Genomic DNA, 18,622 nt, shown 5'->3' with positions numbered 1-18,622 from the left:
TGAATGTTGACCTCTTCGCGAGCAAGCCCGCTCCCACAATTAAACCGTGTTACTCGTCGTTTTCGTGGGTCAGTTCGAGCACGCGGTCGACCAGTTTATTGATCCCGGAAGCAGCCTCGCTGATCGATTGCGCTAGCATGTATGCCGGCGTGCTCACCAGCTTGCGCGCCTTGTCTTCGACGATGTCGGTCACCGCGCACTCGGCATGGGTGGCGCCCATTTTGTTCATCGCGGCGGCGGTATCGGCATCGTTGCCGATGGTGCAGGTCACGCCCGGGCCGTAGATCTTGGCCGCCAGGGCCGGCGAGATGCAGATCAGCCCTACCGGTTTGCCGGCCTCGGCGAACGCTTCGGTCAACGCCAGGACGTCAGGCTGAACGCTGCATCCGGCACCTTCGACGGCAAAGTTCGACAGATTTTTGGCCGACCCGAATCCGCCAGGAACGATCAGCGCATCGAAGTCTTCGACGCTGGCTTCACGGATATCCTTGATGTTGCCCCGGGCGATCCGTGCCGATTCCACCAGCACATTGCGCGACTCGGGCATTTCTTCGCCGGTAACGTGGTTGATGACATGCAACTGCGCGATATCGGGTGCGAAACACTGCACCTGGGCGCCGCGCTGGTCCAGCCGCAGCAGGGTGATCACGCTTTCGTGGATCTCGGCGCCGTCGTACACGCCGCAGCCGGAAAGGATCACTGCAATTTTTTTGCTCATGGGCTTTTCTCCAGATTCATGGCGTTAAATGTCCACTAATTTGTCATTCGTTGCCATAGGGTTAACACGCGGCTACACCTAATCTCTGCGGAACGATTCTGATCAGGGCGCGTCATGGACTTTATTCTGTATGCGGTGCCGTTTTTCTTTGTGCTGATTGCGGTCGAGTTGCTGGCCGACCGTTGGCGCGGGGTGAGCAATTACCGCGTGGCAGACGCGATCAACAGCCTCAGCACCGGCGTGCTGTCGACTACCACGGGCCTGTTGACCAAAGGCGTCGGCCTGGTGACTTATGCCTTCGCCCTGAAGCACCTGGCCGTGATTGAGCTGTCGGCCGACAGCGTCTGGGTCTGGGTGTTTGCCTTCGTCTTCTACGACTTCTGCTATTACTGGCTGCACCGCATGGGTCACGAACGCAACATCCTCTGGGCTGCCCACTCGGTGCATCACCAGAGCGAGGACTACAACCTCTCCACCGCCTTGCGCCAGACCAGCACCGGGTTTCTGTTGAGCTGGATTTTCTACCTGCCCATGGCCGTGCTCGGCGTTCCACTCGTGGTGTTCGTCAGCGTTGCGGCGCTGAATCTGCTGTACCAATTCTGGGTGCATACCCGGCACATTCCCAAGCTCGGCTGGTTCGAATGGTTCTTCGTCACGCCGTCCAATCATCGGGCTCACCATGCACAGAACGCTCTTTACATGGATCGCAACTACGGCGGGGTGTTCATTATTTGGGACCGTCTATTTGGCTCGTTCCAGGAAGAGGACGACAACGAGCCGGTGATTTTCGGCGTGACCACACCGCTGGCGAGCTGGAATCCGTTGTGGGCGAACGTGCAGTTCTATGCGCAGCTATGGGATGACGCACGGCGCGCCGAACGCTGGTGGGACAAGCTGCGGATCTGGTTCATGCGCACCGGTTGGCGACCAGCGGATGTGGCGGCCAAGTACCCGATGAACAAACCGGACCTGAGCCAGTTCCGCAAATTCGAGGTACCGCTGGATGGACGCCAGCAGTGGTATGTGGCGCTGCAGTTCTGCGTCTACATCGCCTTGGGCAGTTACCTGATGAACCTGGAGCAGAGCCTGCCGACTTCGGCCCTGGTGTTGGGCTGGGGCGCCGTGGCACTGGGGCTGTTTGTGTTGGGCGTGGCCCTGGAGAATCGCCCGCAGGCGTTGAAGCTGGAGCTGTTGCGGCTGGCGTCGAACCTGCCGCTGGTGTGGCTGGCGCCAATGGTCGGGTTATGGCCGGACAGTGTAATGGGCAATGCGGTGGGCTGGGTGGGGCTGCTCAGTTACAGCCTGCTCAGCGGCATCGGTCTCTACTGTTGTAGAAACCGCTTCACTCGATGGGCGTCGTAGGTTCGCTGGACTTGGCCTGTTCAGCTTTCAACGCTTGCTCGTCGGCGTAGATCTTCTTCGCCAGACGGGCATTCTTGAAGCGCCGCCGCAGCCACAGGCAAAAGCCCAGTACCAGCAGGGCGCCCAGCACCCACAGCTCATACTTCTTGACGCTGCCCAGCATGCCTTCGAGCACTGCGCCGAAATGATAGGCGGCGGAAGCCAGCGCGGCGGCCCAGATGGCTGCGCCAATCCCGTTGAGCAGCAGGTAACGTCCCGGTGGATAGCCCGACAGACCGATCGCCACTGGCATCACGGTGCGCAGTCCATAGACAAAGCGGAAGCTCAGCACCCAGATGTCCGGGTGCTTGCGGATATGTTCCAGCGCCCGATCGCCCATCAGTTGCCAGCGCGGTTTGCGCGCCAGCAGTTTGCGCCCGTGCTTGCGTCCCAGGAAATACCACAGCTGATCGCCGGCATAACTGCCGAGGAATGCCACGAGCATCACTACCTTGATGTCCATGTATCCACGGAACGCAAGGAAGCCCGCGAGCACCAGGATGGTTTCGCCTTCGAAGAATGTGCCGAGAAAGAGGGCGAAGTAGCCGAATTCCTGAAGAAATTGTTGGAGCATTGTCTGGGTGCTGGCGAAATGAACGCGCAGCCTAACCCCTCGGACACATTCAGGAAAGTGTCAAAATGTGTCTCGACGTGAACATTTCCTACAAGGACAATGGAATGCGGCTTCCTGAAGCACAACTGTCATCCGTTCGTCATAATGGCCGCTTATAACTGTCACGCTCGCCCGCCAGCGCGGGCTCAGGAGTCTGCCGTGAGCTTTACCCCCGCCAATCGTTTGTTTCCTGCAACCCGCCTGCGTCGCAACCGTCGTGATGATTTCTCGCGTCGACTGGTCCGTGAAAACGTACTGACCGTCGATGACCTGATCCTGCCGGTGTTCGTGCTGGACGGTGAAAACCGTCGCGAAGCGGTGGCGTCGATGCCGGGCGTCGAGCGTCTGACCATCGACCTGTTGCTGGAAGAAGCGGCCAAGTGGGTTGAGTTGGGGATTCCGGCCCTGGCATTGTTCCCGGTGACGCCGCCGGAGCTCAAATCCCTGGACGCCGCTGAAGCCTGGAATCCCGACGGCATCGCCCAGCGCGCCACCCGAGCCCTGCGTGACCGGTTCCCGGAGCTGGGTGTTATCACCGACGTCGCCCTGGACCCGTTTACCACCCACGGCCAGGACGGCATTCTCGATGAAGAAGGCTACGTGCAGAACGACATTACCGTCGACGCACTGGTTAAACAGGCCCTGTCCCACGCCGAAGCCGGCGCTCAGGTGGTGGCGCCTTCGGACATGATGGACGGTCGCATTCAGGCGATCCGCGAAGCGCTGGAGCTGGCCGATCACGTCAACGTGCGGATCATGGCTTACTCGGCCAAATACGCCAGCGCCTATTACGGCCCGTTCCGCGATGCGGTGGGTTCGGCGCTGAACCTGGGCAAGGCCAACAAGGCCTCCTATCAGATGGACCCGGCCAACAGCAACGAAGCCCTGCACGAAGTGGCGGCGGACTTGTCAGAAGGCGCGGACATGGTCATGGTCAAGCCAGGCATGCCGTATCTGGATATCCTTTATCGGGTCAAAGAAGAATTTAAAGTGCCGACCTTTGTCTATCAGGTCAGCGGTGAATACGCCATGCACATGGCAGCGATCCAGAATGGCTGGTTGAGCGAAGGGGTTATCCTTGAATCCCTGACCGCTTTTAAACGTGCAGGCGCTGATGGCATCCTGACTTACTTTGCCGTCCGTGCTGCTCAATTGTTACGAGAGCAAAAATAGCCCTCCCAGGAACATTCGATGAATACCGAAGGACTCACTGAAGTTGCCGTAAAAGACGCTCAACCTGTGGTGGAGCCAATCGCCGAAACCCCGCCGGAGCTGGAGCCTGCTCCTCCCGCGGTGGTGGCCGAGCCCGTTGTTGCGGCGCCAGCGATTGCCATTCCCGGCCTGGATGACAGCAGCCTGTACATCCATCGTGAGCTCTCGCAACTGCAGTTCAATATCCGCGTGCTGGAACAGGCGCTGGATGAGTCCTACCCATTGCTGGAGCGGTTGAAGTTTCTGCTGATTTTCTCCAGCAACCTGGACGAGTTCTTCGAGATTCGTGTCGCCGGCCTGAAGAAGCAGATCACCTTCGCTCGCGAACAGGCTGGCGCCGATGGCCTGCAACCGCACCAGGCCCTGGCTCGCATCAGTGAACTGGTGCATGGCCACGTCGATCGCCAATACGCGATCCTCAATGACATTCTGTTGCCGGAACTGGAAAAACATCAGGTCCGCTTCATCCGTCGCCGTTACTGGACCACCAAGCTCAAGACCTGGGTTCGTCGTTACTTCCGCGACGAGATCGCCCCGATTATCACCCCGATCGGCCTCGACCCGACGCACCCGTTTCCGTTGCTGGTGAACAAGAGCCTGAACTTCATCGTCGAACTCGAAGGCATCGACGCCTTCGGTCGCGACTCCGGTCTGGCGATTATCCCGGCACCGCGTCTGCTGCCGCGGATCATCAAGGTGCCGGAAGAAGTCGGCGGTCCCGGCGACAACTATGTGTTCCTGTCGTCGATGATCCACGCTCACGCCGATGACCTGTTCCAGGGCATGAAGGTCAAGGGCTGCTACCAGTTCCGCCTGACCCGAAACGCCGACCTCGCGGTCGACACCGAAGATGTCGAAGACCTGGCCCGCGCCCTGCGCGGCGAGTTGTTCTCCCGTCGCTACGGTGACGCGGTGCGGCTGGAAGTTGCCGATACCTGCCCGAAACACTTGTCCGACTACTTGCTCAAGCAGTTCAACCTGCATGAGACCGAGTTGTATCAGGTCAACGGCCCGGTCAACCTGACCCGGCTGTTCAGCATCACTGGCCTGGACAGTCATCCGGAGCTGCAATACAACCCGTTCACCCCGCAGATCCCGAAACTGCTGCAAAACAGCGAGAACATTTTCAGCGTGATCAGCAAGCAGGACATTCTGTTGCTGCACCCGTTCGAGTCGTTCACCCCGGTGGTCGACTTGCTGCGTCAGGCAGCGAAAGACCCGCATGTGTTGGCGGTTCGCCAGACGTTGTATCGAAGCGGCGCCAACTCCGAGATCGTCGATGCGCTGGTAGACGCTGCGCGTAACGGCAAGGAAGTGACGGCAGTGATCGAATTGCGCGCGCGGTTCGATGAAGAGTCCAACCTGCAACTGGCCAGCCGTCTGCAAGCGGCCGGTGCGGTGGTGATTTACGGCGTGGTCGGTTTCAAGACCCACGCCAAGATGATGCTGATTTTACGCCGCGAGGCGGGCGAAATTGTCCGTTACGCCCACTTGGGGACCGGCAACTACCACGCGGCCAACGCCCGTCTGTACACCGACTACAGCCTGCTGACCTCCGACGACGCCTTGTGCGAAGACGTCGGCAAACTGTTCAGCCAGTTGATCGGTATGGGCAAGACCCTGCGCATGAAGAAACTGCTGCACGCACCGTTCACGTTGAAGAAGGGCATGCTCGACATGATTGCCCGGGAGACGCAGTTCGCCCTCGACGGCAAACCGGCGCACATCATCGCCAAGTTCAACTCGCTGACCGACCCGAAGGTCATCCGCGCGTTGTACAAGGCCAGTCAGTCCGGGGTGCGTATCGATCTGGTGGTGCGTGGCATGTGCTGCCTGCGACCGGGCATTGCCGGGGTCTCCCACAACATCCATGTGCGCTCGATCATCGGTCGTTTCCTGGAACACACCCGGGTTTTCTACTTCCTCAACGGTGGCGAAGAGCAGATGTTCCTGTCCAGCGCCGACTGGATGGAGCGCAACCTCGACAAGCGCGTCGAGACTTGCTTCCCGGTCGAGGGCAAGAAGCTGATTTTGCGGGTCAAGAAAGAGCTGGAGCTTTATCTGACCGATAACACCCACAGCTGGAGCCTGCAGGCGGACGGTCGCTACATCCGCAACACGCCGACCGGCAACCAGAACCCGCGCAGTGCCCAGGCCACCTTGCTTGAGCGTTTGGGCAGCCCGATTCTGGCGGTTCGTTAACGCGCAGAACCTGTGGGAGCGGGCTTGCTCGCGAAGGGGGCAGCACATTCAGCATGAATGTTGACTGACACACCGCCTTCGCGAGCAAGCCCGCTCCCACATGGGGATTGCATCGTCTGCTGAATCGCGGGCACAAAAAAAGGCCTTCCGAAGAAGGCCTTTTTCAATTTCAGCGGACGTTCAGCACGAAGCTGACGCGGGTCAGCCATTCCGCTTCCAGGGCGAAGTCGGCCTGGGTCAACTGGTTGTCGTCCAGCCAGTGTTCCGGGAACAACACGTCCAGGCTGTCGCCATTGGCGTGCAGCACGACTTGTGGCATTTCCTGGGTACCGCGGATGTGGTGGAACAGAATCGCAAAGCGCAGCAACACGCACAGGCGAATCAGCTTGATGCCGTCGTCGCCGAATTCGGCGAACTTGTCCTTGGGAATGTTGCGTCGGTGGCCCCGCACCAGCAGCGCGAGCATTTGCTGGTCTTCGCGGGAGAATCCGGCCAGGTCCGAGTGCTCGATCAGGTAGGCGCCGTGCTTGTGGTACTGATAGTGCGCGATGTCCAGACCCACTTCATGGACCTTGGCGGCCCAGCTCAGCAGTTCGCGCCAGACACCGTCATCCAGCTGCCAATCCTCGGCCACCTGATCGAAAGCATGCAGCGCCTTGCGTTCGACCCGCGCGGCTTGTTCCAGGTCAACATGATAACGATCCATCAGCGAGCTGAGTGTGCGCTCACGCACGTCTTCATGATGATGACGGCCCAACAGATCGTAGAGCACGCCTTCGCGCAGGGCGCCTTCACAGTGGTCCATGCGTTGCAATTCGAGGGCGTCGAAGATCGCTTCGAGAATCGCCAACCCGGCGGGGAAAATCGCCCGACGGTCGGGCTTGATGCCTTCGAAATCGATTTTCTCGACATCGCCGAGTTTGAACAGTTTGCGCTTGAGCCAGGCCAGGCCTTCGGCATTCACTTCGCCAGTGCCATGCCCGCCGGCCTTCAGCGCCAGGCCAATGGCGCGAATGGTGCCCGAGGAGCCGATGGCTTCATCCCAGGTCAGGCGGTGCAGGGCGTGTTCGATGCTCATGATCTCCAGTCGCGCCGCGGTGTACGCCTGGGCATAGCGGGCCGGGGTGATCTTGCCATCCTTGAAATAGCGCTGGGTATAGCTGACGCAGCCCATTTGCAGGCTTTCGCGCAGCAGCGGTTCGAAGCGCTGGCCGATGATGAATTCGGTACTGCCGCCGCCGATGTCGGCTACCAGGCGCTTGCCCGGCGTGTCGGCGAGGGTGTGGGAGACGCCGAGGTAAATCAGGCGCGCTTCTTCACGGCCAGAGATGACTTCTACCGGATGGCCAAGAATTTCTTCGGCGCGGTGGATGAATTCGGCGCGGTTACGGGCTTCGCGCAGGGCGTTGGTGCCGACGATCCGCACGGTGCCGGGCGGCATACCGCTGATCAGTTGGGCGAAACGCTTCAGGCAATCGAGCCCGCGCTGCATGGATTCTTCGCTGAGTTGACGCTCTTCGTCGATGCCGGCGGCCAGCTGAACCTTCTCCCCGAGACGTTCGAGAATCCGGATTTCGCCGTTCTGGGCCTTGGCCACGACCATGTGAAAGCTGTTGGAGCCCAGGTCGATTGCGGCGATCAGGGACAGATTCTTGGCTTGGGATTGCGGCATGGTCAGGGGGTCTCGGTCGATAACCTCGACATCCTGCCACGATCAAACGCTGCCGCCAACGCGTAGGCGCTGTCGAAGGCTGCGATCTTTTACCGCGGGACACTTGCGGCGTTGCGGATGGCCCCTTCGCGAGCAAGCCCGCTCCCACATTGGTTCGGTGTCGTTCGCAGGATTGTAGGCAACACAAAATCCTTGTGGGAGCGGGCTTGCTCGCGAAGGCGGCCTTGCAGGCACTTAAGATCTCTCAGCCTGCCGCCTCAACCGTCCCGATAAAATTCGCCAGTTCCGCCGTCTGCGGGTTGGCAAACAATACCTTTGGATCCCCCACCTCATGCACCTTGCCATGGTGCATGAACACCAATTTGTCCCCAACCTCGCGGGCAAAGCGCATTTCATGGGTGACCATGATCAGCGTCATGCCCTCCTTGGCCAGTTGCCGGACCACGCTCAGCACTTCGTTGACCAGTTCCGGGTCCAGCGCCGAGGTGATTTCATCGCACAACAGCACCTTCGGCGACATCGCCAGCGCCCGGGCAATCGCCACCCGCTGTTGCTGGCCGCCAGACAGTCGGTCGGGGAAGGCGTCGAATTTTTCCCCCAGCCCCACCCGCTCCAGCATCTGCCGCGCCAGTTCGGCGGCTTTGGCTTTCGGCACTTTCTGCACCACTTGCGGCGCGAGCATGACGTTTTCGCCCACAGTGAGGTGCGGGAACAGATTGAACTGCTGGAACACCATCCCGACTTTCTGCCGCAGGCTGCGCAGGTCGGCGCGGGCGGCGTCGAGGTATTCGCCGTCGACTTCGATCACGCCATCATTGATCGACTCCAGACCATTGAGGGTGCGCAGCAAGGTGGATTTGCCCGAGCCGCTGCGGCCAATGATTGCCACCACCTGGCCTTCGTCGACACTCAGGTCGATGCCTTTGAGCACATGGTGGTCGCCGTAATATTTATGCAGGGCGGAAATTCTAAGCAGAGGCATGCAGTCTCCTTTCCAGGTAGCGCGCACTGAGGGACAAGGGGTAGCAGAGCAGGAAGTAACCGAGCGCCACCAGGCCATAGACCATGAAGGGCTCGAAGGTAGCGTTGGCGAGCATGCCGCCGGTCTTGGTCAGTTCGGTGAAGCCGATGATCGAGGTGACGGCGGTGCCTTTGACCACTTGCACCGAGAAACCCACGGTCGGCGCCACGGCGATGCGCAAGGCTTGCGGCAGGATCACGTAACGCAGTTGCTCCAGCGGATTGAGTGCCAGGCTCGACGAGGCTTCCCACTGGCCATTGGGGATCGAATCGACACAACCGCGCCAGATCTCCGCCAGGTAAGCGCTGGTGAACAGCGTCAAGGCCATCGCCGCGGCCATCCACGGCGAAATCTCCACACCGGCCAACGCCACACCGAAGAACACCAGAAACAGCTGCATCAATAGCGGTGTGCCCTGGAACAGTTCGATGTAGGTGCGGGCGAAGTGGCTGGGCAGGGATTTTTTTGAAATCCGCATCACCATGATCAGCAAGCCGATCAGCCCGCCGCCGATAAACGCCACCAGCGACAATGCCAGGGTCCATTGCAGGCCCGTGAGCAGGTTGCGCAGGATGTCCCAGAAGGTGAAATCGCTCATTGGCTGCTGCTCCTTGCTATGTAGCGCCGGCCGATCCAGTTCAGCAATTGGCGGATCAGCAGCGCCATGCACAGGTAGATCAGTGTGGTCAGGGCATAGGTTTCAAAGGCGCGGAAGTTACGCGATTGAATGAAGTTGGCGGCGAAGCTCAGCTCTTCGGTGGCGATCTGCGAACAGACCGCCGAGCCGAGCATGACGATGATGATCTGGCTGCTCAGGGCCGGCCAGACCTTGCCCAGCGCCGGCAACAGAACCACGTGGCGGAAGGCTTCGAAGCGGGTCATTGCCAGGGCGGCTGCGGCTTCCAGCTGCCCGCGGGGGATCGCTTGAATGCCGGCGCGGATGATTTCGGTCGAATAGGCGCCAAGGTTGATCACCATCGCCAGCACCGCTGCCTGCCATTCGGAAATCTGCAGGCCCAGCGACGGTAAACCGAAGAAGATGAAAAACAACTGCACCAGGAATGGCGTGTTGCGGATCAACTCGACGTAAACCCCGAAAATGCCGGCGAACGGGCGGATGTTCCACGCCCGCACCAGTGCCCCGACGATACCCAGACCGACCCCGAGCACCGCGCCAATGGCTGTCAGCTCAAGAGTGAACAGCGCACCGCGTAGCAGCAGGTCGGTGTTTTCCACCACCGGCAAGAAATCGAACTGATAAGCCATAAGTCGTCTCCGCGAACGATCAGAGATCGGCCGGCAGCGGCTCTTTCAGCCAGGTTTGCGAGTTCTTTTCCAGCGCACCGTCAGCCTTGGCTGTGGCGAGGATGTCGTTGACCTTGCCCAGCAGCGCCGGCTCGTTCTTGTTCACGCCAACGTAAACCGGTGAGTCCTTGAGCTTCACTTTCAGCGCCGGCACGCGTTTCGGGTTTTTCTCACTGATTGCCACCATCACCACGTTGCCACTGGCGATCAGGTCGACTTGCCCTGCGAGGTAAGCGGCGATGGTCGAGTTGTTGTCTTCGAAGCGTTTGATGGTCGCGCCTTCGGGAGCGACTTTGGTCAGCTCGATGTCTTCGATGGCGCCACGGGTGACGCTGATGGTTTTGCCCTTGAGATCGTCCAGGCCCTTGATGGCGGCGTCTGGCGGGCCGAATACGGCGAGGTAGAACGGCGCGTAGGCACGGGAGAAGTCGATGACTTTCTCGCGCTCAGGGTTCTTGCCGAGGCTGGAAATCACCAGGTCGACTTTGCCGGTGGTCAGAAACGGAATGCGGTTGGTGCTGTTGACCGGGGTCAGTTCGAGTTTGACCTTGAGCTGGTCGGCCAGCAGTTGGGCGGTGTCGATGTCCAGGCCGCGAGGTTTCATGTCCGGGCCGACCGAACCGAACGGCGGGAAGTCCTGGGGCACCGCGACTTTGAGGGTGCCGCGCTTGACCACATCCTCCAGACCGTCGGCGTGGGCGGGCGCCTGGCTCAGCATCAGGCTGGCAAACAGAGCGGCGAGGAGGGCACTGTAACGCATGGTCATGGCAAATCTCCGGATCGGCGGGAAGTGATTTCTGCGGATCGACAGAGCACAGGACATGCCAAGATTCGGTTTTGGGGGCCGCAGGCCACGGTTTTGCTGGTGTCGTTCGGTCTTACTGGTCTGAACAGTTGGGTGGCATTTCGCACCCTGATGGCGCACCCGTGAAAATCCCCGAACCCCCATGGGGCACGACTTGCCGGACGCCGCGAATAGCTTTACAACTAGCCGCTCATTGGCCTGGCTCGTCTGAAAAAACCATGAACTCGATCTCCCGCGCCGTACCCGAAGTGGCGCTGCAAGCCATCCGCAAACTGATCACCGAGCAAGGTTTCGGGGCGGGGGATGCCTTGCCCTCGCAACGGGACCTGGCGGTGCAATTGGGGGTCAGTCGGGCGTCGTTGCGTGAGGCGTTATCGTCCCTGAGTGCGCTGGGCGTGATCAGTATCCAGCCGGGCAAGGGCGTGTTTGTGCAATCACCGGTTGATCTGCCCCGGGGCGATGCCGCGCCGGGCTGGCCGTTCGCGGCCCAGGCATCGCCGCTGGACATCTTCCAGTTGCGCTATGCGCTGGAAGGCTTTGCCGCCGGGCTGGCGGCCGTGACCCTGAGCACCGACGATCTTGATGCCCTGGAGGACAATGTCGCCGCCATGCGCACCGAATTGCGTGCCGCCGACTTCGAGGCGGCAGCACGACTGGACTTCGAGTTTCACCGGCGCATCCTCCTGGCCAGCGGCAATCAGGCGATGCTGAGCATTCTGACGGCCAGCGCCGACATCTTCCTGGAGAGCCAGAAGCTACCGTTCATCCGGGCCGAACGGGCGATGGAAACCTGGCAGGAACACCGTAAAATCCTCCGTGCGCTGGCTCGTCGAGCCTCTGGCGCCGCGCAGAAGGCCATGCAGGAGCATGTGCGCAACGCCGCCCTGCGTACCGGAATTGCTTTCGTCGCTCCCGTCACCTCATGACTTGAGCTATACCCAAACTCATGGGCCACCATAGCGAGACTCAATCATCTGCAGCTTCCTGAACGCGGGAAGGGCGGCTATGATGGGCCACGTTTTTTTGCTTACAACCTGGAGACTTCCATGAGCAGCGATCTTATCAAACACGTTAGCGACGCTAGCTTCGAGGCCGACGTACTCAAGGCCGAAGGCGCTGTACTGGTCGACTACTGGGCTGAATGGTGCGGCCCTTGCAAAATGATCGCTCCTGTTCTGGACGAAATCGCTGAGACCTACAAAGGCAAGCTGACCGTAGCCAAGCTGAACATCGACGAAAACCAGGAAACCCCGGCCAAGCACGGCGTACGTGGTATCCCGACGCTGATGCTGTTCAAGAACGGCAACGTCGAAGCCACCAAGGTCGGTGCGCTGTCGAAGTCGCAACTGGCTGCTTTCCTCGACGCCAACATCTAAGCGTTGTTATAAAGCGTCATGAAAAGGCCCCGCATAATGCGGGGCCTTTTCGTTATTGAGGGCTAGACGCTCCGAAACTCAGGTGGTACATTCGGCCCCGCACTGGTTTCTCCACTGCCCCCTGCTAGCCGTCGCCGACGCACTCCTTTTCGAATAAGTACGCGATCCTGTCGCCTTCTCTGCGGCGCGGCCTCATTAAGCCAAAAGCTTAATTTCCCCCCTCCATAAATGATTACGTCATTCCTATATGAATCTGACTGAACTCAAGCAAAAGCCGATTACCGAACTGCTCGAATTGGCCGAACAGATGGGCATAGAAAATATGGCCCGTTCGCGCAAGCAGGACGTGATTTTCTCCCTGCTCAAAAAGCACGCTAAAAGCGGCGAGGAAATCTCCGGTGATGGCGTGCTGGAGATTCTCCAGGACGGCTTCGGCTTCCTGCGCTCCGCTGACGCTTCCTATCTCGCCGGCCCAGACGACATCTACGTCTCGCCGAGCCAGATCCGCCGCTTCAACTTGCGCACCGGTGACACCATCGTTGGCAAGATCCGCCCTCCAAAGGAAGGCGAGCGTTATTTCGCACTGCTCAAGGTCGACACGATCAACTACGATCGTCCCGAGAACGCGAAAAACAAGATTCTCTTCGAGAACCTGACCCCGCTGTTCCCGACCGTGCGCATGAAGATGGAAGCCGGCAACGGTTCCACCGAAGACTTGACCGGTCGTGTCATCGACCTGTGCGCCCCGATCGGCAAAGGCCAGCGCGGCCTGATCGTTGCACCGCCGAAAGCCGGTAAAACGATCATGCTGCAAAACATCGCAGCGAACATCGCACGTAACAATCCTGAAGTTCATCTGATCGTGTTGCTGATCGACGAACGTCCGGAAGAAGTGACCGAAATGCAGCGCACCGTGCGCGGCGAAGTGGTTGCCTCGACGTTCGACGAGCCGCCAACCCGCCACGTGCAGGTTGCCGAAATGGTGATCGAGAAGGCCAAGCGCCTGGTCGAACACAAGAAGGACGTGGTGATCCTGCTCGACTCCATCACCCGTCTGGCGCGTGCCTACAACACCGTGATCCCGAGCTCCGGCAAGGTGCTGACCGGTGGTGTCGATGCCCACGCCCTGGAGAAACCGAAACGTTTCTTCGGCGCTGCACGGAACATCGAAGAAGGCGGCTCGCTGACCATCATCGCTACCGCGCTGGTTGAAACCGGCTCGAAGATGGACGAAGTGATCTACGAAGAGTTCAAAGGCACCGGCAACATGGAACTGCCTCTGGATCGCAAGATCGCCGAAAAGCGTGTGTTCCCGGCCATCAACATCAACCGTTCCGGTACTCGCCGCGAAGAGTTGCTGACGGCCGACGACGAACTGCAGCGTATGTGGATCCTGCGCAAGCTGCTGCACCCGATGGACGAAGTCTCTGCCATCGAGTTCCTGGTCGACAAGCTGAAACAGACCAAGACAAACGACGAGTTCTTCCTGTCGATGAAACGCAAGTAAGTCGCAGAAAGTCAGCAAAAGCCGGGGAAACCCGGCTTTTTGCTATCTGATTTTTGATCAACGGCAGTTCGTGGTTCTGAATAGAGGGGTTCGGCGCTAAACTGCCTGCCCCGAACGCCACGGCCAACACGAGGCTCACGCATGCAGTATCGCGACTTGCGCGACTTTATCAGCGGCCTGGAAAAGCGCGGCGAACTCAAGCGCATCCAGGTTCCAGTGTCCCCAGTGCTCGAAATGACCGAGGTCTGCGATCGCACGTTGCGCGCCAAGGGCCCGGCGCTGCTTTTCGAAAACCCTACCGGCTATGACATTCCAGTACTCGGCAACCTGTTCGGCACCCCCGAGCGCGTGGCGCTGGGCATGGGCGCAGAAGCGGTCAGCGAGTTGCGCGAAATCGGCAAGCTGTTGGCGTTCCTCAAGGAGCCCGAGCCGCCGAAGGGCTTGAAGGACGCCTGGTCCAAGCTGCCGATCTTCCGCAAGATCATTGCCATGGCGCCGAAAGTCGTCAAAGACGCCGTCTGCCAGGAAGTGGTGATCGAAGGCGACGATGTCGATCTGGCAATGTTGCCGGTACAGACCTGCTGGCCGGGCGACGTCGGTCCGCTGATTACTTGGGGGCTGACCGTCACCAAAGGTCCGAACAAGGACCGCCAGAACCTCGGCATCTATCGTCAGCAAGTGATCGGCCGCAACAAGGTGATCATGCGCTGGTTGAGCCACCGTGGCGGCGCGCTGGATTACCGTGAGTGGTGCGAGAAACACCCCGGCCAGCCGTTTCCGGTGTCTGTGGCCCTGGGTGCTGATCCGGCAACCATTCTTGGCGCTGTGACGCCGGTGCCGGACAGCCTCTCCGAATACGCTTTCGCCGGTCTGTTGCGCGGCAATCGCACCGAACTGGTGAAGTGCCGCGGCAACGACCTGCAAGTGCCGGCCACCGCCGAGATCATCCTTGAAGGCGTGATCCATCCGGGCGAAATGGCCGATGAAGGTCCGTATGGCGACCACACCGGCTACTACAACGAAGTCGACAGCTTCCCGGTGTTCACCGTCGAGCGCATCACTCACCGGATCAAACCGATCTACCACAGCACCTACACCGGTCGTCCGCCGGATGAGCCGGCGATTCTCGGTGTGGCGCTGAACGAAGTGTTCGTGCCGATCCTGCAAAAGCAGTTTCCGGAGATCACCGACTTCTACCTGCCGCCCGAAGGCTGTTCGTACCGCATGGCCATCGTGACCATGAAGAAGTCGTATCCTGGGCATGCCAAGCGGGTAATGCTCGGTGTCTGGTCGTTTTTGCGACAGTTCATGTACACCAAGTTCGTTATCGTCACTGACGACGATATCAACGCACGGGACTGGAACGACGTGATCTGGGCCATCACCACGCGCATGGACCCCAAGCGCGACACGGTGATGATCGACAACACGCCGATCGACTACCTCGACTTCGCCTCGCCGGTTTCCGGCCTGGGCTCGAAGATGGGACTCGATGCCACGCATAAATGGCCAGGCGAAACCACCCGCGAGTGGGGCCGGGTCATCGTCAAGGATGAAGCCGTTACCCAACGGATCGATGCCATCTGGAATCAGTTAGGAATAGATTGATGCGTGTAACCTTGCAGCCCTCCGGAGCAGTGCTAGAGATTCTGCCCGGCGAGCGGATTCTCGATGGCGCGCGGCGCCTGGGCTATGAATGCCCGCAAAGCTGTCGTAACGGCAATTGCCATGTGTGCGGCGCGTTGCTGGTGGAAGGGCGGGTCGAACAAGCCGGCGATGTGCGTGACCATGGCGAGTTCTACACTTGCATTGCAGAGCCGCTGGAAGACTGCATCGTGCTGTGGGATGGCGTGCTCGCGCTGGGAGAATTGCCGGTGCGCAGCGTGTCGTGTCAGGTCATTGAATGCAGGGATGTTGGCGGCGATACCTGGCGCGTGCGTCTGCGTGCACCGGCGGGCAAGCCGCCGCGCTATCACGCCGGTCAGTACCTGATGATCGAGCGAGAGAGCGGCGAGAAATCCGCGTTCTCCCTGGCCTCTGCACCGCATTCCGGGCGCGACCTGGAAATTCACGTACTGGCGCGCGAAAGCAGTGCGCTGAGCCTGATCGAACAGCTTCAGCGCAACTCGATGGTGCGCATCGAGATGCCATTCGGCGACACCCATCTGGCGGAATTGCCGGACGGTCCACTGGTACTGATTGCTGCTGGTACCGGCATGGGCCAGATCCACAGCCTGATCGAACATTGCCGGGCCACGGGATTCAAGCATCCGGTGCATCTGTATTGGGGGGTGCGTCGTCCTGAAGACTTTTATGACATCGAACATTGGGATGAATGGGAAAAACTGCCCAATCTGTTCCTGCATAAAGTCGTCAGCGATCAATGCGGCTGGGGAGGGCGCTGCGGCATGTTGCATGAGGCGGTGTGTGAAGATTTCCCTGACCTGAAAGCGCTGCACGTCTACGCCAGCGGCTCTCCGGCCATGGTCTATGGCACGCTGGATGCCCTGGTCGACGCGGGGATGGATGCCCATCAGATGCGCGCGGATGTGTTCGCCTACGCCCCCCGATCTTGATCCTCGATCTTAATTCGTTATAACTCCCCATATAGCCGATCGGTATTTATAGATTTATATAAATGCCGGTAGGTTATATCTCATTCAGGCAATACGTTTCGAACTCCGCCATGGCACTTAAATTGCCTTGATCCATATGTGCCTTATTGTTACAGCGGTGCGTTCTATTAAGTAATTCTTTACCCGCGGGGAGCTGAACGCTATTCGCCATGAGCGCCATTGAATCTGCTTTTTTGAATCTGGCTTACCCTCCGCGGCTCGATCTGGGGCCGCAGCTTACGCACGAACAATTGCTCAGCTCGATGCAATCGACCATGGCGCGCCACAAGGGTGGGCCGGTCTGGCTATTCGCTTATGGTTCGCTGATCTGGCGCCCTGAATGTGCAGCGGTTGAGCGAGTGCGCGGTCGCGTGCATGGCTACCATCGCGGTTTGTACCTGTGGTCCCACGAACATCGCGGTACACCGGAAGTGCCCGGGCTGGTGTTTGGCCTGGATCGTGGCGGCTCATGCAGCGGGTTTGCCTATCGCTTGCCCGAAGAACAACTCGAAGCTTCGCTTTATGCGCTCTGGCAGCGTGAAATGCCATTCCCGTCCTATCGCCCACACTGGCTCAACTGCCGTCTTGAAGACGGAAACCAGGTTCAGGCATTGGGATTCGTTTTGGAGCGGCACCTGCCCAGCTATGCCGGCAACTTGCCGGATCATGTGCTGAGCCAGGTGTTCGAAAGCGCTTGCGGGCGTTACGGCACCACGCGCGAATATGTCGAGCAGACCGCGCACGCCCTGCGTAGCCACGCCATGCCAGACCGGAATCTGGAGGCGCGGCTCAAGCGCTGTAAATCAAAGGCCGATCAGGCGATCGCTTCGCGGCTCTGACTGGCGACGTTCTTATGACCCAAGGTGGGTGCCAGAAACGCCATCGCCAGCAGGCAGGCGACGACCAGCAGGATGAAGCCGCCATCCCAGCCGAAATAGTCCACCGTGTAGCCCATCAGGGCACTGGCCGCGACTGAACCACCCAGGTAACCAAACAAACCGGTAAAGCCCGCGGCCGTTCCTGCAGCTTTCTTCGGAACCAGCTCCAGCGCCTGCAGGCCGACCAGCATCACCGGGCCATAGATCAGGAAGCCGATGGCGAACAGCGAGATCATGTCGACCATCGGATTGCCCGGCGGATTCAGCCAGTAAACGATCGTCGCAACGGTCACCAGTGCCATGAACACCATGCCCGTCAGGCCACGGTTGCCCCGGAAGATCTTGTCCGACATCCAGCCGCATAGCAGTGTGCCGGGAATGCCTGCCCACTCGTACAGGAAGTAAGCCCAGGACGTCTTGTCGAAGTCGAAGTGCTTGACCTCTTTGAGGTAGGTCGGCGCCCAATCCAGAATGCCGTAGCGCAGCAAGTAGACGAAGACGTTGGCCAGCGCGATGAACCAGAGCATTTTGTTGCGCAGCACGTATTTGACGAAGATGTCCTTGGCGCTGAATTCTTCTTCGTGGCTGGCGTCGTAGCCTTCCGGGTAGTCGTTCTTGTACTTCTCGATAGGCGGCAAGCCCGTCGATTGCGGGGTATCGCGCATGACAATGAAGGCAAACACAGCGACCAGCAACGCCACCGCTGCCGGTACGTAGAACTTGCTGTGCCAGTCGTTGAACCAACCCATGCCGAGTATCGCCAGCGGGCCGATCAAGCCGCCGCCAACGTTATGCGCGGTGTTCCAGACCGAAACCACACCGCCGCGTTCCTTCTGCGACCACCAGTGCACCATGGTGCGCCCGCTCGGTGGCCAGCCCATGCCTTGCGCCCAGCCGTTGATGAACAACAGGATGAACATCATGGTCACGCTGGACGTTGCCCACGGTGCGAAACCGAAAACGAACATCACCCCGGCGGACACTATCAGGCCAAAAGGCAGGAAGTAACGAGGGTTGGAGCGGTCGGACACGATGCCCATCAGAAACTTGGAAAGGCCGTAGGCGATCGCAATCGCCGACATCGCCACCCCGAGCTGGCCTTTTGTATAGCCTTGAGCGATTAGATCCGGAAATGCCAGGGTGAAGTTCTTGCGCAGCAGGTAGTAACCCGCATAGCCAATGAAAATCCCGGCGAAGATCTGCCAGCGAAGGCGTCGGTAGGTGCTGTCTATTTTTTCTTCAGGCAATGGAGCCTGATGTGCGGCAGGACGAAAGAAAGCAAACATTCAAGAGCTCC

At 59.7% G+C, this 18,622-nt stretch carries 17 protein-coding genes; 9 read left to right on the top strand and 8 right to left on the bottom strand.

Translation table 11 applies throughout. From position 1 onward, the window contains the following. Nucleotides 1-49 precede the first annotated feature (49 nt). Nucleotides 50-718, bottom strand: coding sequence for an isoprenoid biosynthesis glyoxalase ElbB (gene elbB, locus PMI36_RS01840; protein WP_008076085.1), 669 nt, complete (start codon nucleotides 716-718; stop codon nucleotides 50-52). A gap of 114 nt (nucleotides 719-832) precedes the next feature. Here elbB and PMI36_RS01845 point away from each other — a divergent pair, with 114 nt between their 5' ends. Then, a complete protein-coding gene (locus PMI36_RS01845) occupies nucleotides 833-2,080 on the top strand; it encodes a sterol desaturase family protein (RefSeq protein ID WP_008076084.1) in 1,248 nt (415 codons plus the stop codon). Here PMI36_RS01845 and PMI36_RS01850 read toward each other — a convergent pair. Beyond that, nucleotides 2,061-2,693: a DedA family protein gene (locus tag PMI36_RS01850; RefSeq protein WP_008076083.1), complete on the bottom strand. Its 633-nt coding sequence runs from the start codon at nucleotides 2,691-2,693 to the stop codon at nucleotides 2,061-2,063. The genes PMI36_RS01845 and PMI36_RS01850 overlap by 20 nt on opposite strands. Before the next feature lie 198 nt (nucleotides 2,694-2,891). Between PMI36_RS01850 and hemB the strand changes: the two genes are divergently transcribed. Together hemB and ppk1 are read left to right on the top strand one after the other, a co-directional pair. Further along, nucleotides 2,892-3,905, top strand: a complete 1,014-nt coding sequence (gene hemB / locus PMI36_RS01855) for a porphobilinogen synthase (RefSeq protein WP_008076082.1) — start codon at nucleotides 2,892-2,894, stop codon at nucleotides 3,903-3,905. 18 nt (nucleotides 3,906-3,923) lie between these two features. Next, nucleotides 3,924-6,146, top strand: a complete 2,223-nt coding sequence (gene ppk1, locus PMI36_RS01860) for a polyphosphate kinase 1 (RefSeq protein ID WP_008076081.1) — start codon at nucleotides 3,924-3,926, stop codon at nucleotides 6,144-6,146. A 169-nt stretch (nucleotides 6,147-6,315) separates the two neighbouring features. On the opposite strand, the gene ppx is transcribed toward ppk1, so the two are convergent. The 5 genes from ppx to PMI36_RS01885 all read right to left on the bottom strand — a co-directional run bounded on the left by ppx (nucleotide 6,316) and on the right by PMI36_RS01885 (nucleotide 10,910). Beyond that, on the bottom strand, nucleotides 6,316-7,818 hold the full coding sequence (gene ppx, locus PMI36_RS01865; protein WP_008076080.1) for an exopolyphosphatase: 1,503 nt from the start codon (nucleotides 7,816-7,818) through the stop codon (nucleotides 6,316-6,318). Between the two features lie 244 nt (nucleotides 7,819-8,062). Next, nucleotides 8,063-8,800, bottom strand: coding sequence for an amino acid ABC transporter ATP-binding protein (locus PMI36_RS01870; RefSeq protein WP_008076079.1), 738 nt, complete (start codon nucleotides 8,798-8,800; stop codon nucleotides 8,063-8,065). Continuing rightward, complete coding sequence (locus PMI36_RS01875) at nucleotides 8,787-9,437, bottom strand: amino acid ABC transporter permease (RefSeq protein ID WP_008076078.1); 651 nt, start codon at nucleotides 9,435-9,437, stop codon at nucleotides 8,787-8,789. The genes PMI36_RS01870 and PMI36_RS01875 overlap by 14 nt, the downstream gene beginning before the upstream one ends. Beyond that, nucleotides 9,434-10,105: an amino acid ABC transporter permease gene (locus PMI36_RS01880; protein ID WP_008076077.1), complete on the bottom strand. Its 672-nt coding sequence runs from the start codon at nucleotides 10,103-10,105 to the stop codon at nucleotides 9,434-9,436. Before PMI36_RS01880 ends, PMI36_RS01875 begins: the two co-directional genes overlap by 4 nt. A gap of 19 nt (nucleotides 10,106-10,124) precedes the next feature. Further along, the gene (locus PMI36_RS01885) at nucleotides 10,125-10,910 is read right to left on the bottom strand and encodes a transporter substrate-binding domain-containing protein (RefSeq protein ID WP_008076076.1); all 786 of its coding nucleotides are present in this window, start codon (nucleotides 10,908-10,910) and stop codon (nucleotides 10,125-10,127) included. A gap of 257 nt (nucleotides 10,911-11,167) precedes the next feature. Here PMI36_RS01885 and PMI36_RS01890 point away from each other — a divergent pair, with 257 nt between their 5' ends. The 6 genes from PMI36_RS01890 to PMI36_RS01915 all read left to right on the top strand — a co-directional run bounded on the left by PMI36_RS01890 (nucleotide 11,168) and on the right by PMI36_RS01915 (nucleotide 17,286). After that, entirely contained in the window at nucleotides 11,168-11,875 is a 708-nt protein-coding gene (locus PMI36_RS01890; protein WP_008076075.1) for a FadR/GntR family transcriptional regulator, read from the top strand. Nucleotides 11,876-11,995: 120 nt separating this feature from the next. Next, on the top strand, nucleotides 11,996-12,325 hold the full coding sequence (gene trxA / locus PMI36_RS01895) for a thioredoxin TrxA (protein ID WP_003206727.1): 330 nt from the start codon (nucleotides 11,996-11,998) through the stop codon (nucleotides 12,323-12,325). Nucleotides 12,326-12,572: 247 nt separating this feature from the next. After that, nucleotides 12,573-13,832 carry a transcription termination factor Rho gene (gene rho / locus PMI36_RS01900; RefSeq protein ID WP_007899384.1) on the top strand — a complete coding sequence of 420 codons (1,260 nt, stop codon included), beginning with the start codon at nucleotides 12,573-12,575 and terminating at the stop codon, nucleotides 13,830-13,832. Between the two features lie 141 nt (nucleotides 13,833-13,973). Then, the gene (ubiD, locus tag PMI36_RS01905) at nucleotides 13,974-15,440 is read left to right on the top strand and encodes a 4-hydroxy-3-polyprenylbenzoate decarboxylase (RefSeq protein WP_007899385.1); all 1,467 of its coding nucleotides are present in this window, start codon (nucleotides 13,974-13,976) and stop codon (nucleotides 15,438-15,440) included. Next, nucleotides 15,440-16,408: a CDP-6-deoxy-delta-3,4-glucoseen reductase gene (locus PMI36_RS01910; RefSeq protein ID WP_008076074.1), complete on the top strand. Its 969-nt coding sequence runs from the start codon at nucleotides 15,440-15,442 to the stop codon at nucleotides 16,406-16,408. Before ubiD ends, PMI36_RS01910 begins: the two co-directional genes overlap by 1 nt. Nucleotides 16,409-16,617: 209 nt before the next feature. Continuing rightward, entirely contained in the window at nucleotides 16,618-17,286 is a 669-nt protein-coding gene (locus PMI36_RS01915; protein ID WP_008076072.1) for a gamma-glutamylcyclotransferase, read from the top strand. Here PMI36_RS01915 and glpT read toward each other — a convergent pair. Then, nucleotides 17,262-18,611, bottom strand: coding sequence for a glycerol-3-phosphate transporter (gene glpT / locus PMI36_RS01920; RefSeq protein WP_008012529.1), 1,350 nt, complete (start codon nucleotides 18,609-18,611; stop codon nucleotides 17,262-17,264). The two genes, PMI36_RS01915 and glpT, sit on opposite strands and share 25 nt — an antisense overlap. Nucleotides 18,612-18,622 lie beyond the last annotated feature (11 nt).

The organism is Pseudomonas sp. GM79 (genome assembly GCF_000282495.1).
Taxonomy (GTDB): domain Bacteria; phylum Pseudomonadota; class Gammaproteobacteria; order Pseudomonadales; family Pseudomonadaceae; genus Aquipseudomonas.
Note: the sequence above shows the minus strand (reverse complement) of the source record. Positions and strands in the feature narration are given on the sequence as shown.

What these genes read in the sequence shown, in the direction of transcription:
- elbB (WP_008076085.1), bottom strand. Translation starts at nt 718, where the DNA reads ATGAGCAAAAAAATTGCAGTGATCCTTTCCGGCTGCGGCGTGTACGAC.
- PMI36_RS01845 (WP_008076084.1), top strand. Translation starts at nt 833, where the DNA reads ATGGACTTTATTCTGTATGCGGTGCCGTTTTTCTTTGTGCTGATTGCG.
- PMI36_RS01850 (WP_008076083.1), bottom strand. Translation starts at nt 2,693, where the DNA reads ATGCTCCAACAATTTCTTCAGGAATTCGGCTACTTCGCCCTCTTTCTC.
- ppk1 (WP_008076081.1), top strand. Translation starts at nt 3,924, where the DNA reads ATGAATACCGAAGGACTCACTGAAGTTGCCGTAAAAGACGCTCAACCT.
- ppx (WP_008076080.1), bottom strand. Translation starts at nt 7,818, where the DNA reads ATGCCGCAATCCCAAGCCAAGAATCTGTCCCTGATCGCCGCAATCGAC.
- PMI36_RS01870 (WP_008076079.1), bottom strand. Translation starts at nt 8,800, where the DNA reads ATGCCTCTGCTTAGAATTTCCGCCCTGCATAAATATTACGGCGACCAC.
- PMI36_RS01875 (WP_008076078.1), bottom strand. Translation starts at nt 9,437, where the DNA reads ATGAGCGATTTCACCTTCTGGGACATCCTGCGCAACCTGCTCACGGGC.
- PMI36_RS01880 (WP_008076077.1), bottom strand. Translation starts at nt 10,105, where the DNA reads ATGGCTTATCAGTTCGATTTCTTGCCGGTGGTGGAAAACACCGACCTG.
- PMI36_RS01885 (WP_008076076.1), bottom strand. Translation starts at nt 10,910, where the DNA reads ATGACCATGCGTTACAGTGCCCTCCTCGCCGCTCTGTTTGCCAGCCTG.
- PMI36_RS01890 (WP_008076075.1), top strand. Translation starts at nt 11,168, where the DNA reads ATGAACTCGATCTCCCGCGCCGTACCCGAAGTGGCGCTGCAAGCCATC.
- trxA (WP_003206727.1), top strand. Translation starts at nt 11,996, where the DNA reads ATGAGCAGCGATCTTATCAAACACGTTAGCGACGCTAGCTTCGAGGCC.
- rho (WP_007899384.1), top strand. Translation starts at nt 12,573, where the DNA reads ATGAATCTGACTGAACTCAAGCAAAAGCCGATTACCGAACTGCTCGAA.
- ubiD (WP_007899385.1), top strand. Translation starts at nt 13,974, where the DNA reads ATGCAGTATCGCGACTTGCGCGACTTTATCAGCGGCCTGGAAAAGCGC.
- PMI36_RS01910 (WP_008076074.1), top strand. Translation starts at nt 15,440, where the DNA reads ATGCGTGTAACCTTGCAGCCCTCCGGAGCAGTGCTAGAGATTCTGCCC.
- PMI36_RS01915 (WP_008076072.1), top strand. Translation starts at nt 16,618, where the DNA reads ATGAGCGCCATTGAATCTGCTTTTTTGAATCTGGCTTACCCTCCGCGG.
- glpT (WP_008012529.1), bottom strand. Translation starts at nt 18,611, where the DNA reads ATGTTTGCTTTCTTTCGTCCTGCCGCACATCAGGCTCCATTGCCTGAA.